The sequence below is a fragment of the Spiroplasma eriocheiris genome, from assembly GCF_001029265.1.
Lineage (GTDB): Bacteria > Bacillota_I > Bacilli_A > Mycoplasmatales > Mycoplasmataceae > Spiroplasma > Spiroplasma eriocheiris.
Map to the genome: position 1 here is coordinate 922,866 of NZ_CP011856.1, position 24,069 is coordinate 946,934.

Annotated in this window: 19 protein-coding genes; 4 read left to right on the forward strand and 15 right to left on the reverse strand. The window is 30.0% G+C overall.

The annotated features are described in order from the left end of the window. Positions 1–4: 4 nt before the first annotated feature. The 6 genes from SERIO_RS04220 to SERIO_RS04245 form a co-directional block, all read right to left on the reverse strand. Positions 5–877, reverse strand: a complete 873-nt coding sequence (locus SERIO_RS04220; RefSeq protein ID WP_047791614.1) for a hypothetical protein — start codon at positions 875–877, stop codon at positions 5–7. A 23-nt stretch (positions 878–900) separates the two neighbouring features. After that, the gene (locus SERIO_RS04225; protein WP_079450800.1) at positions 901–1,575 is read right to left on the reverse strand and encodes an ATP-binding cassette domain-containing protein; all 675 of its coding nucleotides are present in this window, start codon (positions 1,573–1,575) and stop codon (positions 901–903) included. 24 nt (positions 1,576–1,599) lie between these two features. Then, positions 1,600–2,355, reverse strand: coding sequence for a hypothetical protein (locus tag SERIO_RS04230; RefSeq protein ID WP_047791615.1), 756 nt, complete (start codon positions 2,353–2,355; stop codon positions 1,600–1,602). Positions 2,356–2,500: 145 nt separating this feature from the next. Beyond that, positions 2,501–3,082, reverse strand: coding sequence for a hypothetical protein (locus SERIO_RS04235; protein WP_047791616.1), 582 nt, complete (start codon positions 3,080–3,082; stop codon positions 2,501–2,503). 93 nt (positions 3,083–3,175) lie between these two features. Continuing rightward, complete coding sequence (locus SERIO_RS04240) at positions 3,176–6,202, reverse strand: hypothetical protein (RefSeq protein WP_047791617.1); 3,027 nt, start codon at positions 6,200–6,202, stop codon at positions 3,176–3,178. 172 nt (positions 6,203–6,374) lie between these two features. Next, positions 6,375–7,559, reverse strand: coding sequence for a hypothetical protein (locus SERIO_RS04245; RefSeq protein ID WP_047791618.1), 1,185 nt, complete (start codon positions 7,557–7,559; stop codon positions 6,375–6,377). A 315-nt stretch (positions 7,560–7,874) separates the two neighbouring features. Between SERIO_RS04245 and SERIO_RS04250 the strand changes: the two genes are divergently transcribed. Further along, positions 7,875–8,183 carry a hypothetical protein gene (locus SERIO_RS04250; protein WP_047791619.1) on the forward strand — a complete coding sequence of 103 codons (309 nt, stop codon included), beginning with the start codon at positions 7,875–7,877 and terminating at the stop codon, positions 8,181–8,183. 135 nt (positions 8,184–8,318) lie between these two features. Then, positions 8,319–9,200, forward strand: a complete 882-nt coding sequence (ispH, locus tag SERIO_RS04255) for a 4-hydroxy-3-methylbut-2-enyl diphosphate reductase (protein ID WP_047791620.1) — start codon at positions 8,319–8,321, stop codon at positions 9,198–9,200. A gap of 10 nt (positions 9,201–9,210) precedes the next feature. Here the strand turns inward: ispH and SERIO_RS04260 are convergent, their stop codons facing one another. From SERIO_RS04260 to era, 7 genes are all read right to left on the reverse strand, one after another. Continuing rightward, complete coding sequence (locus SERIO_RS04260) at positions 9,211–9,978, reverse strand: Nif3-like dinuclear metal center hexameric protein (RefSeq protein ID WP_047791621.1); 768 nt, start codon at positions 9,976–9,978, stop codon at positions 9,211–9,213. 1 nt (position 9,979) lies between these two features. Continuing rightward, the gene (locus SERIO_RS04265) at positions 9,980–10,642 is read right to left on the reverse strand and encodes a tRNA (adenine(22)-N(1))-methyltransferase (protein ID WP_047791622.1); all 663 of its coding nucleotides are present in this window, start codon (positions 10,640–10,642) and stop codon (positions 9,980–9,982) included. A gap of 4 nt (positions 10,643–10,646) precedes the next feature. Then, complete coding sequence (locus SERIO_RS04270) at positions 10,647–12,005, reverse strand: sigma-70 family RNA polymerase sigma factor (protein WP_047791623.1); 1,359 nt, start codon at positions 12,003–12,005, stop codon at positions 10,647–10,649. 6 nt (positions 12,006–12,011) lie between these two features. Then, positions 12,012–13,865, reverse strand: a complete 1,854-nt coding sequence (dnaG, locus tag SERIO_RS04275) for a DNA primase (protein WP_047791624.1) — start codon at positions 13,863–13,865, stop codon at positions 12,012–12,014. Between the two features lie 21 nt (positions 13,866–13,886). Then, positions 13,887–15,257: a glycine--tRNA ligase gene (locus SERIO_RS04280; protein ID WP_047791625.1), complete on the reverse strand. Its 1,371-nt coding sequence runs from the start codon at positions 15,255–15,257 to the stop codon at positions 13,887–13,889. Positions 15,258–15,318: 61 nt separating this feature from the next. After that, positions 15,319–16,074, reverse strand: a complete 756-nt coding sequence (recO, locus tag SERIO_RS04285) for a DNA repair protein RecO (RefSeq protein ID WP_047791626.1) — start codon at positions 16,072–16,074, stop codon at positions 15,319–15,321. A 6-nt stretch (positions 16,075–16,080) separates the two neighbouring features. Beyond that, complete coding sequence (gene era / locus SERIO_RS04290; protein ID WP_047791627.1) at positions 16,081–16,977, reverse strand: GTPase Era; 897 nt, start codon at positions 16,975–16,977, stop codon at positions 16,081–16,083. 159 nt (positions 16,978–17,136) lie between these two features. Here era and SERIO_RS04295 point away from each other — a divergent pair, with 159 nt between their 5' ends. Both SERIO_RS04295 and SERIO_RS04300 read left to right on the forward strand, forming a co-directional pair. Further along, positions 17,137–17,925, forward strand: coding sequence for a polysaccharide deacetylase family protein (locus tag SERIO_RS04295; RefSeq protein ID WP_047791628.1), 789 nt, complete (start codon positions 17,137–17,139; stop codon positions 17,923–17,925). Next, positions 17,925–18,284 carry a hypothetical protein gene (locus tag SERIO_RS04300; RefSeq protein ID WP_047791629.1) on the forward strand — a complete coding sequence of 120 codons (360 nt, stop codon included), beginning with the start codon at positions 17,925–17,927 and terminating at the stop codon, positions 18,282–18,284. The genes SERIO_RS04295 and SERIO_RS04300 overlap by 1 nt, the downstream gene beginning before the upstream one ends. Positions 18,285–18,308: 24 nt before the next feature. Here the strand turns inward: SERIO_RS04300 and SERIO_RS04305 are convergent, their stop codons facing one another. Further along, positions 18,309–22,682 (reverse strand): PolC-type DNA polymerase III, encoded by a 4,374-nt coding sequence (locus SERIO_RS04305; RefSeq protein WP_047791630.1) that lies wholly within the window; start codon positions 22,680–22,682, stop codon positions 18,309–18,311. Positions 22,683–22,714: 32 nt separating this feature from the next. Beyond that, a complete protein-coding gene (locus tag SERIO_RS04310) occupies positions 22,715–24,055 on the reverse strand; it encodes a site-2 protease family protein (protein ID WP_047791631.1) in 1,341 nt (446 codons plus the stop codon). Between the last annotated feature and the right edge of the window lie 14 nt (positions 24,056–24,069).

The following is a 24,069-nucleotide window of genomic DNA, read 5'->3' on the forward strand; positions in this document are numbered from 1 at the left end:
AATCTTATCCTTTCATTCCCCAGGTAAAATATTTGGGTGTTAAATAGCTAAAAATACCAATAAAAACAACAATACCAAGGAAGGGTTCTCACACTTGGTTAAAAACAATAAATGAGACTTGATTAAAATCTTGAATAATTTGGCTAATTCCCAATGGGTCTAGAAATTGATAGGAAGTAAATAACATGTTAAATCAAATAAAATATTTGGTTGGACATAGATAACCAAAAATAATAAATGGTCACATTTTATTAGTAATTGTTGGTTGTAAAATAACATCTGAAAAGATTAATAAAAATAAAGTGACAATAGTTAGGGTAGCAAATGACCAATTCCGGTTGGAAATTGCCGTGGCCATTCACACATATAATAGGGTTAAGAAAAACGTTAACATTATCATTCCTATGATATAAAGTAACCAAATAAATGGTCTAATATTAGAAAGCAATGGTAAGTGGAAATTAAAAATTGGAATTAACGAATAAATATTATATAAAATAATATTAATTAAAACTGAGATACTAGTTAAAGCAAGGTTTAATAGAAAAACTACTATAATAATATGATATTGATGTAAATTAATTAATTTAATTTTTTTCAAAAACTGTTTTCTTCGCCACTCCACTAAATATAGTCCTAAGTAAAAACTAACAATAAAAACTGAAATTGATAAAAAGTTAATTAAAATGGGTGGTAAAATGACAAAAAAACTATAAGTATTTCATAACCATGAACACAAAATGGACAATAAACCAGAAAAAATAAAAACAAAAATGTAGGTACGCGGATTAGTAAAAATTACTTTAAAGAGTAAGCTGGCTGTTTTATTAAGTTTTGAAAATGTTGGTTTACAATGATCAAGAAAATTAGTCTTCATAGCCAACCTCCTCTTCAAAATATTTAATTAACATTTTCCGCAATGATAACTAAGAATTGTAAAATCGTGTTAATATTTTGGTCCAAATAAACAAGACCATCTTTTAAAATTATTACCCGGTCGCACAACATCTCAACTTCTTCCGGAGTGTGCGAAACAATTAATAAATTAATCTTCTTTAATTGTTTCCATTCTTTGAAAAAATTCACAAGTTTAATTTGCATTTTTAAATCTAGTCCCGTAATTAATTCATCTAACACTAAAATTTCTGGATCATTTAAAATTGATAAAAAGCAATTGAATCGTTGCCGTTGTCCCCCGGATAACGAAGCAATGTCTTTTTTTAAAATATTTTTTAATTCACAAGCGTCAATTAATTGTTGTCCTTCTATAGTGGTTAAATAACCCTTTCCCTTATAAAATTTAATTAAATCCATTGGTGTTGTTCCCGCTGGTCAATAACCATCTTGAAATTGGACCCCAATTTTTTTATGAACTTTTTCATTATTATGGTCAACAAAATAAACATGGCCATTATTTGGTTTTAAAACCCCTGAAATAATTTCAACAAGAGTCGTTTTTCCACTCCCATTTGATCCTAAAATTGCGACTGATTCTGAATCTGCAATTTTTAGATTAATATCTTTTAACACTTCATTTTTACCATAACTTTTACTAATATTCTCTAAAATAATCATCTAGTTGTCGCTCCTATTAACATCTTACTGGTTCAAAAATAATTCATCATATATGGTATTAATTAGTTTATTCATAACGGGATCTAATTTTAATAATGGTTTGACCTTTGCGGCAGCCGCTTCATCAGGGCCTTCACTTCAGATTGGATTGCCATTACTATCTTTTTTAACTAATGAACCAAAAGTATAGAAATCAATATCAATTGGTTTTTCAACAGTCCGCCCTAAGTCAGGGACCCAAATTTTTGCTCATTGATAATAAATCCCCGCGGTAAAATACTTCATTACTCATAAATTTAAATATTCATTTGGATTAATAGTATTATTTGTTGGATCATTAATTTTATTAATGGATAATTCAATATAATATGAGCGCAAACTGAGCGCACTAAAAACTTGCATATCATACGATAAAATAATGTTATTTTTAATATACTTATTAATAACATCATTTGGAATTCCAATTTCATCATAACCTGGTTGCCCAGCATGTTCAGCAGCAGTTGGTTTATACTTTTGGTATTCATTATTATAGAAAGCATAAAAATTATTTAAAATCTTATTATTGACTGCTACAATCTTTTGCTGGGTATCATCATATAAAAATTCTCAAATTCGAAGTTGATTTTTATTTTTCGCTGGTCATTCCCGACTGGGGTTAACAATTTGGTTTAAATCATTAATATTACTAAAATTATCATTAACAAAAAAATTAATAATACTAGCCAACGGTAAAACTAAAAATGAACCAAAAAATAAAGTTCAAATTGATCTCTTCATGTTTTTTCTCCTTTTGTTTAAATTAGAAAAACGCTGTCCATTTTTACTAAACAAGTATCATTATATAGACTAAAAAAAAAAAAAAAAAGTGTTAAGTGCAAAAAAAATATTTTTTTTAACACTTTTTTTGTAAAAAATAATAAATTTAATTATTAGCTAATATTATACATCAAGCAATTGGGTTAATTAAAAGAAAAGTAAGCATGCCAAAAGTATCACTGACATAATCCTGACTGATAATTTTAAGTTTCAAATTTTCAATCATTGGTAAGCACCATGTTAATCCTAAACTAACGGTGACCACGGTAATAATTGGGGTTGTTGCAATCATTCACGTGCGAGCTTTCTTAAAGTTTTTCTGTTGTTTATTATAGTTACTACTATCGGGATTAACTTTTCCCGTTAAAATCATTACCCCCGGAAATACTAACCATAATAACGCAATAATTCCCGTTAAAATCTTTAACCATTGGGGTAACGGGGTCGCAATTCCCACCATTAAACTAGGGAAAATTAATAATAACAAGCATAAGATTGCTAAAATTACCAAAACAATTCCAGTTGTAATAATCTGTACAGTGGGTCCAAAATGATTATTAAAATTAATTAATAATAAAATCCCAAAAAATAGGAACACCAAAAAACTAGCAATTACAAAAATGAAATTCCATCATAAACCGGCTTGTAAAACTGAGTTATATGTTATAAATGTTTTTTGTGGTTTCATAAAAGGTCCTCAGGGTAATAATCTAATATTACTTCAAAGTGATAATAACAAAAAATAAGAAAAAAAGTCAAGATAAATTTAATAATCTTGCTTTTAATTAAATTTAATTTGACTAACATCAATAGCACTTGTTGAATATTTATGTGAGAATGATGAGCCTCCGCCAATAACATACGATTTAACTTGTACATAAATGAAATTTCCGGCTTTTCAAAATTTAATATAAATATCAGCGCCGACACAACCGGTTGGATACGGGGCACTATAAAAGCTAGCAACCTTTTGATAATTTTGACTACCATCTCGGGGAATGACACGATCAACTGCTAAGGGACCAAAGGAAGTTACTGTTTGATCATAAATCCTAAAATCATCCGCATGAATTTTACCAACCATTTTGTTAACAGTAATTATTGGATATTGAAGAATAAAGTCTTCTCAATTATCAGCATATTTAGTCCAGTCAATCATCGCAAAGGGTGGTGATTCGCTACTATACTCTGCAACAACACCTCATTCATCTACTTTATTTGATACTGATAGTATTCCAGCAGGAACATTAACAATTAAAGGGTTTTTAGGAATCATTACCATTAATTTAATATTAGCACTATTGAAATAATTAATTGTATTAGTCCCATCAATTGTAATAGTTATTAAAATACCTTGGCCAGTAGCAAGCACCTTGTCAGATGTTGAAACAATAATTTTGTTTTCGTGGACAGCATTTTTTAAAACTGGATTAATGTTAGAATCTGCGTTGATTGCTTTAATTAATTCATCTTGACTAGTATTTTTAATGATAAAGGTACCATCTTGCGAATAATTACCACTAAAATAGCTTAAATCAATTGTGCTAGCTTTAATAAATAAAGTTACTGTCGCTTTTCCTTTATAACTAGCAGCATTATTTGCATCAATAATAATATTAATTTTGTGGGGTTGATTATCATTAATTAGTTTTGATTCTGTTGTTATTGTGACTCCTGGTAAGGTTAAAATATTTTTTAATTGGGGATTTAACCCGCTCACTTTTTTTAAAGCATCAAATAGTTCTTTTGGATTAACATCTGGTTCTATCACAACAGGTGAACTTGTTAAATCTTGGTTTCAATTGGTAATATCTGTTTTGGGATAAACCATTGAAACTAAAATGTTGGTAGTTCCCGTATAATCTTGCGATCCATTAGCATTAACCGTAATCTCAATGTCATGGGCTAAATCATCCTGAGGTAGTTTTGAAGTTGTGCTAACAACTACCCGGGGATCACTAATTGCACTTAAAATAACAGGATTAGTTTGCTTAATTTGTTTTAATGCTTTAATTAATGCTGATGAATCAACACTGGTACTAATAATGTTTCCATAAGCCGTATAGTTTCCCCCAGCATTAGTAATATCTGTTTTACTTGTTTTCGCCATTAACTTAATTATCGCAATTCCGGTATAATCTAAAGTTTGATAAGCATTTAAAGTAATATCAAGTTCGTGAGCAACACCATCATTTGGCAATTTAGAATAGGTTATAATTAATAAGTTGCTTTCTTTTAAAACATTTAAAGTTGTTTGGTTAATTCCCTGCACTTTTTGCAATGCATCAAGTAAACTTTCAGAACTAGTATCTTGTTCACTAACAGCAGGTTTAGAAGTTAAATCTTGGCTTAAACTACTAATATTCATTTTCCCTGCTTGGGCTTTTAACGCAATCGTTAACTGTTCACTGTATGTCAAAGTATTTGTGGCATCAATTGTTACCTTTAATAAATGATTTTGACCATCATCAGGTAATGGTGATTTGGGGGTTAAAATAATATTTGGATCCTGGGCGGCGGAGATTAAATGGTCATCCATCCCGGCTACCGAAGTTATTAAATAAACCAGACTATTAAAACTAGTATCTCGAATCGTAACGGGTGGTGATGTTGTATAATCATTTTTTAAATTAGAAATATCAAATTTATCCGAAATTAAATTTAATTGACAATTAAGTTGCCCTTTAAAATTATTAGTGTTATTAGCATCCAAGGTAAAACTAATGCGGTGGGCAAACCCATCAGGAATTATTGCACCTTTAATATTAAAAATTTGGATTTCTTTATCAAGAAGTGCACTTGCTAAATTAGAATTTAAGTTTGGTAATAATTTAAGAGCATTTAATAAACTAGTATTATCAATATTAGCAATATGCAACGGATTATTATGGCTAAAATCACCGCTTAGCTGAGAAATGTCAAACTTAGTAGCTTTAATATTCATTGTAATTGTAGTAGTTCCCTTAAAAATTTCAGAATGATTGGCATTAATATTAATTTTCATTAAGTGATATCCCCCATCATATTGAAGTGGATCACGGGTTGTTAAAATAGTTGTCTTATCATTAATAGCACTTTGCAAATCAACATTTAAATTACTAATATGTTGAACTGCGGATAATAATTCTTTTGATGAGGTATTTTGAATAGTGGCAGCCGATTTATAATAATCACCCCCATCTTGAGAAATATTAATTCGGTGGTCAACTGATGAACCAGAAGGATTTAAACTAATAAAAATTTGTCAACCGCCGATTGCTAATCCTATTATTAAAATAATTATTAACATAAAACTAATTTTAAATCGTAAATTTGATTTTAAAAATAATGCTTTAAAAAAATGCTTGTGTTGATTTAAAATAGTTTTATGATAATAACTCACTTCGTTTTTAGGAGTGGGGACACATTTATGATCGAGAGTTGTTATTAAATTAAAATGACTTTTGTCCCCTATTAATGATAAGTTAGATAAGTTTGCTAATAAAAAGCGTTGCCTTTTTTTGCGTAAAATCCGATTACTTGCTTTGAATTTTTTAACAACTAAACTAGTTGGTAGTGTAATGGTACGGGTGTCATTATTAACATCTTGAGGATTATTTATGATATTTTCTTTTAAAAATAACCCAAAAAAAACTTTTCGACACTTAAAAATAATTAACGGATCAAAATTAGTTTCATCCAAATCTTGGTTAATGTTAATTTTATAAACATCAAAATTATTTAAAATGATAGTATTTTCTTGCCCAGTCTTTTTTAGATAACTTAAAATTTTTTTACAGCAACTATTGCATATAATATCTCTTTTCATTGTTGGCGTTCCCTTCAAACTTGTTTTCCATAAAAAAGTACCTAACAAAAGATTATTTTGTTAGGTACTTTGTGTACTCTATTAACAAGTTTATTATAACGAAAAATTAATTAACAATTAATTATTATAATTATTATTTTTTAAACATTTAAAATGTCAAAGATCGTAACAACTAATCATCCAACTTAATTTTTTCAAGATCAACTTTAGTTTTCTTTTTCGTTAGGTATAAATCTAAATCAGCTTGTGAATATTTTGGATTATTAAAACAAATAAACGCGATGGCAATATCAAAAATTGGTCCTACAATTCAAATTCAATTAAAACAAATTAAAGCAACGGATAAGAATCCGACAATAATCCGTGCTCAATAGAAATTAGCAAAACCTAAGATACTAAACACAATAGTAATAGTGCTAAAAACAATAATGATAATACTAAAGGCCAGCACAATGCTATTATTATAAGGATAGTTTAAAACTTTTGATCACACATCTCGTAAGGTATAATATAAGACCGAAAAAATAATATTAAAACAAGCAACAACAATAGCTAAAATTAGCGCAATTTTCCCCTTATGATCAAGTTTTTGATATTTTTTAATATCAATAATTGTTTTAATTTCCTTAACTTTTTCAGGGTGATGTTCTTTAATTTGTCTTTTAAAATAAAATAAATTATTAACCCAAATAAAAAAGTATTGAAACGATGTACACAAAACAAAGACTAAAACACTCCCAGCCGCCAGCATGGCAACCCCATTGGTTGCATAAAAATCTAAAAAGAAATACGGAAATAAAGTGTTTGCCGGTTTATGGTCTAAATGACGAATATAGCCACGTACTAATATACAAATTAAATATAAAAAAGGATATAAACAAATTATTCAGTAGTTTCCTTTATGATGATTACTAAACTTATAAAAAGCATCCCCAGCAGTCATACAGAAACTTAAAATCATCGCCACCGGAATAACAGTATGTAAAATAACAGTTGAAATTCATTCATACACTGACATCCCCTGAACAATATCGCCCTGAGTAAATAACCCTAACCAGAAAACTAACATGGTCATTGTAATGTATACGGTGGCCATCAACCGAATAATAAAATCAGGTTTTGTATTTTTAAACTTTTTATGAAATAAATAAAACACAAAATACCCAAAAACCAAATAATTTGATTGGGTCGTAAAATACGCATAATAATGACTCAAGCGTTCCCCATAAGAATTTAAGTGGTCAGCCCCAGCAGTGCTTAACACTAAAATAAAATCAAGAACTAAAAAAATAAAAATTAAAATAACTCCTATAATCCGATAGATTAGTAGCATTTTATCAGTAAATAATTTTTTCATTGAAAATTTCCTTTACATTATTAATTTTAACCGTTCGCAACTCATTTAATTGTTAATATTATAACATAGAAAATGGTCAGCAACTTTAACATTCAATAAATTTGTGATAAAAATTAGTAATTTATGTTAGTTGTAGCATATAATGTAGATAGATAATGATAAAGATAAGATTAGGCGCTAATACTCAAATCAATGCTTATTCATAATATATAAATGAACAATGACTCTTTCTAGTATTTCTTATCAAAAGTTTTATCGATCTATTCATTATTGAACTTTTGAATGTGAACCATTACCCAAAGGAGTAATAAAACCATGGAACAAAAAAATAATTCTTGAGTAACAATTAGCGTTTTGCCCCATCATAAATACGATTATGAGGATGATCGCTTAATTTTATTTATAATTCCTGAACCAAGTAACCAGTATTTACGAGTTTTAATTGCAAAAAAAGATGTTTTTTTCTCACCAGTAACTCACCATTATGAAATTAAAATTAATAAACATTATAACTATTTAATTTGAAAATGGAATAATCTTTCCCAAAAAAATGACCGTTATGCAATATGAAAAGGTGAAGAATTATTATATTTTTGTAAAGAACAATCAGAATCCAACTCTTAAAAACGAGTTGTTTTTTAAAGACAATTTACAAAAAATTTACTTTTTATAAAATTTTCCCTTCAAAAATAACATAAAAAAGTTTAAATTATAATTTTTTATATTATGATTAATTTATATATAAGTAGGTGAAAAACAGTGAATGTCATTAAAGTAACACCCCGGGGATATTGCTTTGGGGTTGTTAAATCAATTAAAATGGCGAAAGATGCCATTAAGAATTATCCCGGACAGCAAATTTATATGCTTGGGTTTTTAGTTCATAATCATCATGTTGTTAATGAAATTACTAACTTAGGAATTATTCCGATTAATGATTTCAAACAAGATCGCTTGGCAATTCTACAAACCCTGCCTAATAATTCGGTAGTGGTATTAAGTGCCCATGGAAGTCATGAAAAAATTAAGGATGTTGCACAAGCTAAGAATATTATCCTGATTGATACTGAATGTGAATGAGTAACAGCAACCAAAGATTTAATTAAAGAATACCTTACCAAAGATTATGAAATAATTTTTATTGGGAAAGATTATCACCCAGAGACCAATGCCATAATGTCAATTGACTCACGAATTCATTTAGTAACCACCTTGGCCAATGTTGATAAAATAATTGATAAAGTTGACCCCCACAAACCAATCTTAGTTACTAATCAAACTACCCTTTCCAAAATTGATATTGAAGAAATTGTTAACAAATTAAAAAATATCTTTGGAAATCGTATTCTTTTTAAAAATGATTTATGTAATGCTACCTTAGAACGTCAAAATGCTGTCTTAAACTTGAATCCCCACGAAGTTCAACTGTTATTAGTTGTTGGAGATGAACGGAGTAATAATACTAATAAATTAGTGGAAATGGGTGAAAGTATTAATATTAAATCCTATCGCATTAATGATAAAAATGATATTAATCCGGGGTGGTTAACAAATGTTACTACCGTGGCTGTTACCGCGGGTGCTTCGACTCCTAGCTTACTGCAATTAGAAGTTATTAAATATTTAGAAAATTTACCATAAAAAAACATTATTAATAATAGTTAATAATGTTTTTAATTTGATATGGAATAATATCAATTGGTTTTGGTAATTTTCCCTTTAAATATTCACTAAAATGGTTAGTATAATAATTTTCCATATAATGGTTAAAACAAACAACGGGAATTTGTTGTTCATCAAATTTTAGCCACTCATTTCATTTAATTTCACCAGTAATAAACAAGTCAATCTTATCAGTTAACCGATGGATGATACTACCACCAGCACCAGTACAAATGGCAATTGTCCTAATTTTTGTGGTTAAATCACTAATATTATGTTGAACCACCGGAATTTGAAAAATATTTTTTAGCTTGGTAATAATATCTTGATAGTTTAATGGCACTGGTAGCCTCCCTTGTTTAGCAATATTATCATGGGCTAGGTTAATAATATTTTGACATCCAAGATTCTGGAGAATTAAACTATTCATCCCGTTTGCTAATTGGCTGTCATAATTAGTATGTGTTGCATAAACTACAATTTGGTATTGATCTAATAACTGAAAAATTGGTTTTTTAGTAACATCCTGTTTTTCTTGTTTCAATTTATTGAATACAAAAGGATGATGGGTAATTATTAAGTTTACCTTTTCCGCCACTGCTTTTTTAATAACGGCGGTTGTTAAATCTAAGGCTACTAAAATTTTATTAACTTGGGTTGTTGGTTTACCATACTGATAGCCAGTGGGATCTCATTTACAGGCAAGTTTCTTTGAAAAATCTTTTTCAATTATTTTAAAAATCGCTTTGGCTTGCATCTTAAATCACCTTATTAATTAATTTAATTTTTTGTGTTAATTCTTTGGCTTTCGTTGATTTGACAGGAACCTTTTCTAATAAACTTTGATAATGAACCACTTTTAATAACCACTTTTCTTTAAAAATCGCGCTTTTTTCTTTGCGTAAAATTGGTCCAAACATAATATCTTTTTGGTTTTTAACTTTTTTCCCAGCTGATTTATTAATAACAAGAATTTCATAAATAAGATCATTTTCTTTCATAATTAATTCTTGTTCTAAAAAATAATGCTGTGTTTTCACCCACTGGCGAAGTAAATTGGCATCATCATTTGGACAAAGAATATATCGTTCAATATTATCAGCATCTTGTTCTAAAATTGTTAAAATTGTGTTACTTCCTAATCCCGAAATAATACAACTATCAATAGCAATTTCCTTTACCCCCGTTAGTCCATCTGCTAATACGGGAGTAATTACTTCGCCAACTTTATATTTAGCAATATTTTTTTTTGCTTGTTCAAGAGGTTGTTCAGCAATATCACAAGCATATGCTTTGGTAATTAAATTACCTCTTGCTAAATAAATTGGAATTAACGCATGGTCAGTTCCAATATCACAAATAACATCATTATGATTAACTTGTTTAGCAATTAGCAATAAGCGTTCTGACAAAATTTCCATTGTGTTATCCTTTAAAGAAATCTTTCAAAACTTTTGCTTTTGAATTTGACTGATTAGGTTTAAACTTACGAATTGTTTTAGCTTCAATCTGACGAATCCGTTCACGGGTAACTTTAAACTCTTTTCCAACCTCTTCTAATATTTTTGGCGAATCATATTTTGATAAGTGTTTATCAATAATTTTATTTTTACGACTTTGAACTTTTTCAATCGGAGTGTCATAATGAATATCTAAACTTTTAACAGTTTGCACAAGTTCAGGGAATGATTCATCTTCACATTCTTTTGCTAAGCGTAACACAGTTCGTAATTTTGTTGGTAAAATTCCAAAGCGCATACGAATTACCTTTTCTTCTCGAGCAGATAAAATTTCATGAAAAACTTCATCAATAACTTCGCGTAATGATTCTTTTTCAGCATATTCATCCGGAGTAAAAATATCTTTATCATCAACAAAGTCTCCAAAATGCGTATCATCTTCATCTCCAATTGGTTTTTCTAATGACACTGGTTCAATTGATAATCGTTTAATTTCCCGAACTTTTTCCCCCGTCATTCCTTGACCCATGCGGTCAGCAATTTCATCAAAAGTAGGTTCCCTTCCTAATTCTTGGGTTAGTTGCCGTTCAATTCTTGTTAACTTGTTAATTGTTTCAACCATATGAACAGGAATTCGGATTGTTCGTCCCTGGTCGGCAATGGCTCTGGTAATGGCTTGACGAATTCATCACGTTGCATAAGTTGAAAATTTAAATCCTCTCGTATAGTCAAACTTATCAACTGCTTTCATTAACCCAATATTGCCTTCTTCAATTAAATCAGAAAAATCTAAACCACGGTTTAAATGTTTTCGGGCCACAGAAACTACAAGTTTTAAGTTAGAAGTAATTAATTTTTCACGACCATATTTTTTTTCTTCAGGATCACTAGATTCTAACATTTTAGCATATTTAATTTCTTCATCTCGCGTTAAAATTTTACTTGTCCCTAACACATTAAAATAAGCTTTAATAATATCTTGAATTTTTGTTTCGTTAGAAATTCCCCCGACTTTATATTTAATGCGATCTTCGCGAGGTTTTTTTGTAGTTTTTTCTTCGCTAATTGTTGCCGAGTCATCTTCTAAATCTTCGGTTAAATCTTCGGCGTCTAAATTTACATCACTAAATTCAACACCATTAGCCAATAATTCTTCAAAATATTCATCAACATCATTATCTTCTAATTCAAAATGTTCATTAATTAACTCTAATACTTTTTCTTGTTCAATTTCATTGTTGTTTTCTTCAAGAAATTTATTAATATATTCCTTAAATTCTTCAAATGATTTCATGTTTTTAACTTCTTTTTTTGATAACATCATAATTTTTTACCCCTTCTTAAATTTTAATCTTAAATTCATTTTGTCAATTTCAGTTGATATTACTTGTTGTTCCATAATATCAGTTGTTTTTTTTAATTTAGCCCTTAGCATTGCAATCTCTTTTTCCGTTGCAAAATCATTTATTAAAATGGCATAGTCTTCTAATGCTTTTGTATTATATTCAGTTTTAAATGTTGAACTATTGAGGATGGTTGTTAATTGGTTAATTAACTTTTCCTCATTAATTTCATTACACAACATATTAATATTAACACTTTCTTGGTCCAAATGTCTATGGTAATAGTCAATAATATAATTAGCAATTAGCCGATTATCATTATCATTTAAAATGCTAATTTTCTTTTCATAAAAATCAGCAGCCTTCCGTGAATTTAATAATTGTAAAATCATTTGTTGTTCAGCTAATAAATATCGTTTTAGAGTTTTAATTTTATAAGCCAACGCATTTTGGGTTATTGTTTTCGGATTAACTGATGTTTTCTTAATTTTTTGGGAATAAGGTAAATCTGCTGGGACTTGTTTAGGAACCTTTGCTGGCTGGGGACTTTTAAGATTATTAATTTGACTAATTAAAGTTTCTTTCCCAATATTAGTGACTTGGGCTAAATTATTAATATATAATTCTTGCTCAATCGCATTATCGGTTGCTTTAATTAAGGGTCCCACAATGTTAATAAATTCTTGGAGTTCATTACCATCGGTTAAATTAAACCGCGAATGATAATAACTAATTGCAAAACTAACAGGATGGGTTGCTTTTGCAATCATCGCACTAATAACATCAACCTGGCCACTATTCACTAATTCATCGGGATCCTGGTTTGTTTCATTATTAACAATTTTAACCTTAAAATTATTAGCTAATAATTTACCAGCGGCTTTTAAACTTGCCTTTACCCCAGGAGTATCACCATCTAAAAAGATTAAACATTCATTGGTAACTTTCTTTAAAGCTTGCAGGTGATATGAACTTAAATTAGTACCCATCAAAGCGACAGTATTTTTAATATCGATCTTGGTTAAACTAATAACATCCATATAACCTTCTAATAAAATCATGTACCCTAACTTTCGAGCTTCTAGTTTTGCATTTTGAATGTTATACATTAGTTGTTCTTTTTTAAAAACTTTTGTTTCAGGAGTATTTAAATATTTTACTTGGTGCGCAGTACTTGTTAAAACCCGACCCGAAAAACCAATTAGGTTATTTTCATCATCTAAAATCGGAAACATTACCCGGTTATTAAAATAATCATAAACTTTACCATTTTTAATTGAAACTACCCCAGCGGCTTCCATCTCATTAATATGATAACCTTTCTGTAGCAAGAATTGGTACAAACTATCCGGAGTGTTATCCGCATAACCAATCATAAATTCTTCAATTTGCTGATGATCAATATGGCGATTTGTTAAGTATTCCCGCGCGCTCTGACCTTTTTTAGTATTTAAATTATTAATAAAATAGGTTTTAACAACTTCATTCAAAGCAAAAATTTTTTTGTCAAGGTCATCATAGCGTGCTTTAACTTGATAGCTATCAAGTTCTGTTAAAGAAACTCCGGCAATTGCGGCTAATTCTTTTAAAACCTCAACAAAAGGAATATTTTTATATTCTTGTAAAAAAGTAAAGACATTACCCCCCGCTGAACAAGCAAAGCAACGATAAATTTGCTTTTCGGGAGAAATGCTCATTGAAGGATGTGAGTCTTGGTGAAAAGGACATACTGCTCAGTAATTTCGTCCCCGCTTTTCTAGTTTTAAATATTGGGAAATAATTGCCACAATATCAACTTTTGAACGAATTAAATCAATTTTTTCGTTACTGACTAACGCCATAAGCATCCCTCCTTATTAAAATTATTTATTTAATAACTTATCTAAATATGCTGATAATTTACTAATCTCAATTCTTGTTTGTTCTGTTGTATCACGATCGCGGACCGTAACTTTCTGATCTTCTAAACTATCAAAGTCAAAAGTAACACAATATGGTGTTCCAATCGCATCTTGGCGGCGATAACGTTTCCCAATATTTCCAGTTTCATCGTAGATACAATGATATTTTTCTAATAATTCTTCATATAATTGGTAAGCATGGTCATTTAATTGCTTACTTAACGGAATAATAGCAATTTGATATGGAGCCAAGTGCGGATTTAATTTTAACACCACACGGGTGTCATTATCATTAATGGTTTCCACACAATAAGCATCATATAATAATGCTAACATTAAACGGCCAACCCCAACTGACGGTTCAATTACATAAGGAAATACCTTAGTATTAGTTTCTTGGTTTAAATATGTTAAATCTTGTTTTGAAAATTCACTATGACGTTTTAGATCATAATCTGTTCGGTTGGCAATTCCTCATAATTCCCCTTGACCAAAAGGAAATTTATATTCAACATCAACTGTTCGTTTTGCATAGTGGGCTAATTCTTTGGGGTCATGCTCACGTAAAACATAGTTTTGTTGTTGTAAACCAATTTTTTGTAAAAATAATTTAACTTGGTCTAGTCAATATTCAAACCAGTCAGTTTCATCCTGGGGGTCAAAGAAAAATTCTAATTCCATTTGTTCAAATTCACGAGTACGGAAAATAAAGTTTCCTGGGGTAATTTCATTACGAAATGACTTCCCAATTTGACCAACACCAAATGGTAATTTCTTGCGTAAAGAACGTTGAATATTTTTAAAGTTAACAAAAATTCCCTGGGCAGTTTCGGGACGTAAATAAACAACTGATTTTTCATCTTGTAAAACCCCCTGGTTGGTTTTAAACATTAATTCAAACTGACGAATAGGAGTAAAATCATGGGCATGGCAAATAGGACATAAAATGTGTTTTTCTTCAATAAAAGCAGACAATTCCTCATTAGTTCATCCCCCGGGATTAACCGCAGGATAAGCCTCCTCAATTAATTTGTCAGCACGCATACGGGATTTACAATTTTTACAATCTAATAATGGATCAGAAAAATGTCCTAAATGTCCCGATGCTTTCCAGACATTATTATTCATTAAAATTGCGCTATCTAAGCCAACATTAAATTTTGATTTTGTAATAAAAAAATCTCACCATTGACTTTTTAAATTTCGTTCAACTTCAACTCCTAATGGTCCAAAATCTCAGGTATTTGCTAAACCACCATAAATTTCACTACCTTGAAAAACAAATCCTTGGGTTTTTAAATGATTAACAACTTCTTCTAAAGAATATTTCATTAATTTTTCTTTTCCTCTCTTGTATATAAAGTATTACTCTAAAAATTATTATACTATGTTATTATTTAAAATAAATCGATTTTTTCTTCATTTCAAAAATACTATAAGAAAACAAACCAATTTTATCTTGGTAATATTCGCAAAGCATCCGAAAAAGAAGTATAATTTCATTATTAGTTTTATACTTAACTAAGGTGCTAAAATTAATCTGTTCTAAAGTTTGTCATTGCATAATATCCTTAATTAAATCGACCCTAAAAACAACTTCACCATGTTGCCAACAGTTTTTGCAAATTAAGCCCTCTTCACTAAAACTAATAGTTTTAATATTTTTTTTACTAAAGCAGCGCGTACAAAATAATAACTTTCATTGGACGCCAAAAAATCGCAAACTATAAAACATTAACATTACAACAACAATTAAATTATCCTCTGCAGAAGTTAAATAATTTAAGGTTTGTTTTAAAAGATAATAATATTGAGGATCACTATCCCGTGGTTCAAAACCCTGATCGGTAATTTCACATACTAATACTCCTAATAAATAATCATTATAATTATTAGCTAGGAATAAATGGGATGTTAATAAATTTCCGGTTTTTAATTTACTTAATTTATCATCGTGATAAGTTAAAAATAATTCAAATTCTGATTCACAAAACAATTGTAAAGAATATTTATTTTTTGAATTATTCTTTTTTACACCTGGTGCATAAAAAGAAACCTTCCCATATCCTAAGGAAAAAATGGTGATAATTTGGTCAAATTCATGATAATCACGCGTATTAATAACAATGCCAACAGTTTGACTAACCATTCAAAACTAATAACTTTCTTTGTTATACCCTAATTTGGCAATCATTGATGCTTTTTCGCGCCATTTTTCCACCACTTTCACAAATAATTCCAAAAAGATTTTGGTATTTAAAATTTGTTCTAACTCTAAGCGGGCTTTGGTTCCAATTTCTTTAATCATTTTCCCTTGTTTCCCAATAATAATTCCCTTTTGGGAAGTTCTTTCAACACAAATTGATGCCATAATTTTTAATAAATTATCTTGTTCTTCAAACTGATCAATTAAGATAGCAACACTATGAGGAATTTCTTCTTCGGTTAATAACAGAATTTTTTCTCGAATAATTTCTCTTATTAAGAATTTTTCGGGTTGGTCGGTTAAAACATCGTCGGGATAATACTGAGGTCCTAGTTGTAAATTAGATTTAATTAAGGTTAATAATTGGGTAATATTTTCATTTTGGAGACTAGAGATTGGGATTACTTCGTCAAATTTAGCCAACTTATTTCATTCGGTAATTTTAAGAACCAAATCATCTTTTTTAACCAAATCTGATTTTGTAATAACTAAAATTATCGGAACATTCCGTTCTTGAATTGCTTTTAAAATAAACTGGTCATTATCACCAATTCTTTCATTGGCAGGAGTTAAAAATAAAATAACATCGGCTGATTTGGTTGATGATAAAGCAACTTTATTCATAAACTTTCCCATTTCATGTTTTGCTTTGTGAACCCCAGGGGTGTCCATAAAAACAATTTGGCTTTCATTGTCATTATAAATCCCTTGAATCCGGTTTCTTGTGGTTTGTGCTTTTGGAGTAACAATTGCTACTTTATTATGTAAAATAGTATTTAATAAAGTTGACTTCCCAACATTTGGACGACCAACAATCGCTACAAAACCTGATTTAATTTCTTTCATTTTATCACTTCCAGTTTCTTTACAATAATTATATCTTAGATAACAATAATTTGAGGATTTAATGGCTCATCTTTTCTATAAAATTGACATTAAATAATTAATTATTATCAAAAAATCATATATACTACTTTCATAAAGAAAAAACAAGAGGAAAATTCGATGAAAGTAAAAATTAAAATTTTACTACTTTTAACTATTAGTACTTTAACAATATTTATCTTAATTTTAAATATTTTAGTTAACACCCATAAAATATATAATTACGAGGTAAACCGGATTAATACTAAGCAAAAAGTAGTGATGTTAACCTTTGATGATGGACCCGAAGCAAGTGCCGACAATGCAATTCTTGATATTTTAGAAAAAGAAAAAGTTAGTGGGATGTTTTTTCAAATTGGACGGAATATTGACCAACGTCTTTATAACAAAGACCCCAACATTGCTAATAAATATTTAGCTCTCCAACGAAGAATTTTAACCGGACCAAGTCATTCTTGGATTGGCAGTCATACTTATTCCCATCTTAATTATCTTAGTCGCCAAAAATTAGCGGTTCAAGAATTAAACCATACTTATAAATTATTACAAAAAATTTATCAAAATATTTTAAAGATAACAATTACCCCCGAGTTGGTCCCCACGCGGTTTGCATATTTGCAATATTTTAATGGAATGGATTATATCGGGCAAAAAACTAACAATAAATATTTCATTCGGGGCTATTTAGGAACTGACTATAATGAAAAACGCGCTGGAAAAAATAAAATCTTGCATGAATATTTATCCCATCTACATCCCGGTCAGATTTTTGTTTGTCATACTCGTAATTATGCAAAAATATGACTCCCAGAATTAATTCGGATTTTAAAAAATAAGGGCTATCAATTTGCTTCCTTTAATCCTAATAGTCCGCATTACTACCAAAAATATGGAAAGTTGGTGGACTAATGATTATTTCAAATTGGGAAATTTTATATACCACTTTAATATTTTTAATCTTTATTTTAATTACTAGTTTAAATAGTTATTTGCTTAATCTTTTAATTAAAAATAAACAAATAAAAAAAATTTACTTTTGAAGTTTACTGTTTAGTATTGTAATGAGCGAAATTCTCATTGTCCCCGCGGTTATCTTTAAAATAGTTTCCTTTACTATTTTTACTAGTTCTTACCAATTAGAAGTAACAACTACTAATTGATTAAGTTTTTGTAGTTTAGTTATTAGTTTGGCATCGATTCTGATAATGCCAAAACAAAATGTTAACCTCAAGCAAACTAACAAATATAAATTAGAAAGTACTTCCTAATAATTTTAGAAGTACTTTTTATTTTTAAAAATTAAATGTTATTTGATCATCCTCAGAAAGATGATTTAGAATTCCTAATTCTTCAAAAGCTTGCATATGTGCTTTGGTAATATTAGTTCTTTTTTGTAAATCATTAATTGAAATAAATTGTTTAGTATTCCGTGCTGAGACAATACTTTCCCCGACTGCTTCGCCCAAACCATCAATCGTCGCAAATGGTGGTAAAATTATTTTTTCACCATTTTCAACAATAACTTTAAAATTCTTTATATCACTAGTTTGCAAATCAATATTTTTCATTTTAATTCCACGGGCATACATTTCTAACGCAACTTCGTAAACAGGAATTAGGTCTTTTTCTTTTTGCGAAGGTTTATTAAGCATATTAAAGTCTTTTGATTCTAAACGAGTTTGAATGTCACGTAAAACATTTTGGATGGTCGCTTTCCCTTTTAAGATTGTTTTAATGTCAAACACATCAGTGCGGGTTGAAAAATATGTGGCATAATATTCAACCGGGTAATTAATTTTAAACCAAGCAATTCTTCACGCCATTAAAACATAAGCAGTGGCATGCGCTTTGGGGAACATATATTTAATTTTGTTACATGAATCAATATATCATTGTTCAACATTATGTTCTTTCATTAGCTCAACATGCTCAGGAGTTAATCCTCGTCCTTTACGGACATCTTCCATAATTTTAAAAGCACTTTTAGCAGGTAACCCTTTATAAATTAAGTTAACCATAATGTCATCTCGACAACCAATAACTTGGGAAATTGTAATATTATGGTTTTTAATTAGATCTTGGGCGTTCCCAATTCAAACATCAGTTCCGTGCGATAACCCCGAAACTTGGACTAAATCAGCAAATGATGATGGTTTCGTGTCTAATAACATCTTGCGAACAAAACCAGTCCCAAATTCGGGGATTCCAATCGCTCCCGTTTTTTCATTATTAATATCTTCCGGACTAATTTTTAAACTATCTAAATTTTGAAAGAGACTTAACACCGCGGGATCATTTGTCGGAATTGTTTTAGGATCAACCCCAGTTAAATCTTGTAACATTTTTAGAACAGTGGGGTCGACATGTCCTAAAATATCAAGTTTTAAGACGTTATCATGAATAGCGTGAAAATCAAAGTGGGTAGTTAGCCAACTAGATGTCGTATCATCAGCGGGAAAGTTAACCGGCGTAAAAGCTTCCACTTGGTACTCATTGGGAATAACAACAATTCCACCCGGGTGTTGACCGGTAGTTCTTTTAACCCCTTCACAAGCTTTAGTAATCCGCTCAATTTCACTTTTTCGTTTTAAATGTAGAATATTTTTGGCTTCAAAATATCCTCGAACATAACCAAATGCTGTTTTTTGGGCCACTGTAGAAATTGTTCCAGCACGATAAACACTGCGTTCCCCAAACATTTCTTTGGTAAAATCATGGGCCACTGGTTGGTATTCTCCAGAAAAGTTTAAATCAATATCAGGGACCTTGTCTGCTTCAAAACCAAGGAATGTTTCGAACGGAATGTCATGACCTTCTCCGTGCATAATATTTTGACATTGGGGGCATCCCTTGTCAACTAAGTCATAACCACACCGCACACTTCCATCTGTAATAAATTCACTATAACGGCAGTTCGCACAAATATAATGGGGTTGTAAAGGGTTAACTTCGGTAATCGCACTCATAGTGGCAACAAAACTACTTCCCACACTTCCCCGTGATCCAACTAAATAACCATCACGTAATGATTTATCAACTAGTTTATGGGCAATTCAATAAATAACCCCAAACCCATGTTTAATAATTGCAGTTAATTCACTTTCTAAACGCTCAGCAACAATTTTTGGCAGCGGGTTCCCATATTTTGCATAAGCATTTTTATAACATAATTCTTTTAATAACTGGTCACTACCTTCAATTGATGGAGTATATAGTTTATCTTTAATAATTTGAACTTTTTCAATTTGATCAGCAATCTTATTAGTATTTTCAACCACAATTTCATATGCTAATTTTTCATCATTTAAGAAATTAAACTCTGCAAGCATTTCATTGGTTGTTCGTAAAAATTGCTCAGGATACTCGCTAATCCGATTTTTATAGTCAAATAAAGGGTGCGGTTTTCCCCCAATTCCTTTTGAATGAATATAAACTTCACGGAAGATTTTGTCTTCGGGATTTAAATAGTGGACATCCCCTGTTGCAACTACTAGTTTATTTAATTTTTTAGCAATGTGAATAATATTACTAATGACGGTTAGCAACCGCTCCTGGGTTAAATCTCCTAGTTGTACTAAGTGTTTATAAACACTTGGTGGTTGGACTTCAATATAATCATAAAATGCCATTGCTTCTTCTAACTCTTCATTTGATTTATTCCGCGCTAATTCAAAAATTTTCCCATTCACACAAGAAGAACCAATTAATAAATTTTTGCGGTGTTGATTAATAACACTTTTTAATAATTTTGGTGAAGAATAAAAGTAATCAGTATGTGATTTGGTAACTAAGGTAAACAAATCTAAAATCCCAGACTGGTTTTTTGCTAAAATAGTTAAATGTTTAGCCCGCATTTTTTGATAAACTTGGTTATTATGAATTTTATTTAAGTCGTCATCAATTTCAACATTAAATTCGTTAATCATTTTACGAAGTTGATGTTCATAAATATCAGCTAAGACAATAGCATCATAATCCGCGCGGTGCGCAACTTCTTCATTATAAATAACATTATAGCGGCGAGCAATACTTCCTAACCGATAATTTTTTAATCCACTTTCTAAAGCTCGAGATAATTGCAAAGTATCAATTATTGTATTATTGATTTTTGGATGCCCTGCTTTTTGAATTCAGGATTGAATAAACCCAATATCAAACTCAGCATTATGGGCCACTAAAATTGCATCTTGAAAATAGTCTAAAATCTTATCTACTGATTCTAAGAAAGTTGGTTTATCTTGTAACATATCATCAGTAATTCCGGTTAGTTCGGTGGTGAACGAAGATAATTTTATACTTGGTTTAAATAAGTGATTAATAGTTTCTCGTTCACCACTAATCCCATCCATAATAACTGCTCCAAATTCAATAATTTCATCATATTCATTACTTAACCCCGTTGTTTCCAAGTCAAAAATAACATATTTTGCTGTTCGTAAATTATGCTGTTGCGGGTTTTTAACATACCAAACTACATCATCTAACACATCCGCCTCTAATCCATAAATAACCTTCAAATCCGGATATTTTAAACTAGTGTTATAAACCTCGGAGAAAACTTGAATATTTAAGTGATCAGTAATAGCAATTGCTTGGTGATTTCATTTTGATAATAATTTAAACAAATCAGGAACATTCACAACCCCATCCATCGTACTCATTTTGGTGTGGGTATGAAGTTCAACACGTTTGACTGGAGCATTATCAAGGCGTGTAATTTCTTCTTTTTCAATTTTAATAATTTTTTTTGAAAAAATAACCTGCTCACTAGCATAAGTATCATAACGAATATCACCATACACACTAATTCAATCATTAATATTAAGAGTCTCTAAATTTTCATCGGGATTTTCATCGCGGGTAAAATACTTAATTGAAATTGAATCACTACCATCAGTAATTGTTAGAACATAAATAAATTTTTTGGTCGTTGTAGCGACACGATCCTTCGCAAAGATTTTCCCATGAATAATAACATTAGGTTCATCATGGTCAATGTCTTTAATCTTATTATAAGTGGGAACTTCTAAATTAACTTTGCCATAAAAATTCCGGGGTTTTGTTCCATTATTATTACTGTCTCTTTTAAGGGCGGTTGGTGAAATCTGGGGTTGCTCACTTAACTGGCGATGAACATTTTCTCTAATTTTATCAATCTCTTCTTGGTTAATTGCTAAAATATCATTTTCAACCGCTTCAACTTTGACAGTTAAAGTTAAATCTTTAAAACCATAGCGACGTAAATGATTTTGGTAATATAAACAATGTTCATTAACTAATTTGCGTTCGCTTTCCGAAGTAACTCGAACAATTAAATTATTATCATCTAATTGAAAACTATCAGCGCTTAACTTATTAAAATAACTTTGTTTAACTTCCGATTTATGGGTACGAATATACTCAATATATTCAAAAATATTACTAATATTATAATTTAAATTATTAATTTCTAATGTAATTTTAGTGGGGATTTTTTTATTATGTCGTAATGTTGATTCCACATGCGCTAAAATATTAATTGGTAGTAACTCATTAACAGCAATAACAATCCGAAAAATACTATCAGTAGTACTATATTCACTTTTAACTACTTTGGCATCTTGAAAATATGCATTATCAACTTCCAAATCATTAGCAATAAAAAGTTTAATTAATTGTTGATCCATTGTATTCCTCTCCTTGTTATTAAATTAAGATTTTAAAAAAAGACATCTTTAATAGTAATTCCAATAAATAACCCAATAAATAATACTGCTCCCGTGACATTAATAACTATCTTTCATTTATGGGGCAATTGTCAATTCCCAATTGGTTCTTCCTTAATTGCTTTTATTTTATCACTATCATCGCGATATTTTAATAGTAAAATTCGTTGGCGAATCCGGAAATAACCATTTCCTAATGATTCAACAATTGTTTCTAAAAATTTGAAACCATCTAACGGTGGGATGGGAATTAAGTTTAAAACAAATAAGTTCGCCGATAACATCGCTACATACATAAAGAATGGCTCTGGTCCTTGGGAGACAATTGTCGACATTGTTTTTGCAATTCCTACTGGCCCTGATAATTGCTGTCACTGACCAGTAAATAATAACCCAAATGATTTTAAAATAGTTACTGATTCATTAAAGGTTTCTGTTCACCCAGCCCCATAAGCTTGCGCTGTTGATTGATAGATACGATTAGGCGGGGCAATTCCCACCACATAAGTATTATTTCCTTGTTTTAGGGGAACAGCTTCTGTTAAATTTCCATCCCGGAATGCTACACCATTGTCTGATTTATAACGATAAACCTCATGATATTTATTAACTAATACATAATTAAGTAAAATCAAATCATCATGTTTTTCATTACTATTATATTGGGTTTTTAAATGGTCTAAAAAACTATAAACCGTTGTGTAATAATTAGGAATATTAGTAACGGTTCCGATATCAACCCGGGTAACATCAGGAGTTCCTTTTCCGGTTGTTTTATATTCTTGAGCAGCAACTTTTAATTTTGTTTGATCAGTTCCCAACCAATAATTTAAAATTACAACATCCTGACAAGTCTCTTTATTTTTAGTAGTCACTAAGGCATTATACAATGGTTCATTAACATCATAGTGGGCACCTCAATAAGTCATATCATTAGTTTTCATTCCGGTTGCAGCAAACATGGTTGTAAATATAAAAACAGCAATAAAAAAATTCATTAATGCTCCCGCAACAATGAAAATTAAGCGCTTTCACCGCGCAATATTTTCCATCTTACAAGCTTTCGGAACAACTTCATCTTCTCTTCCCTTCGGAGGATCAGTTAATTCACTAGCAATATAAACATAACCTCCAAAAGGAAAAATTCGAATTGAATATTTGGTTTCTTTCTTACCCCATGAAATAATTTTGGGACCAAAACCAATCGCAAATTCATAAACATATGCTCCAGCTAATTTTGCCACAATAAAATGAGCAAATTCATGAATTGTTACTAAGATTAATAAAATTAAGATTCCTAAAAACAACCCTAAAATAATTATTCCTGCTGACATTTATTCACCCATTT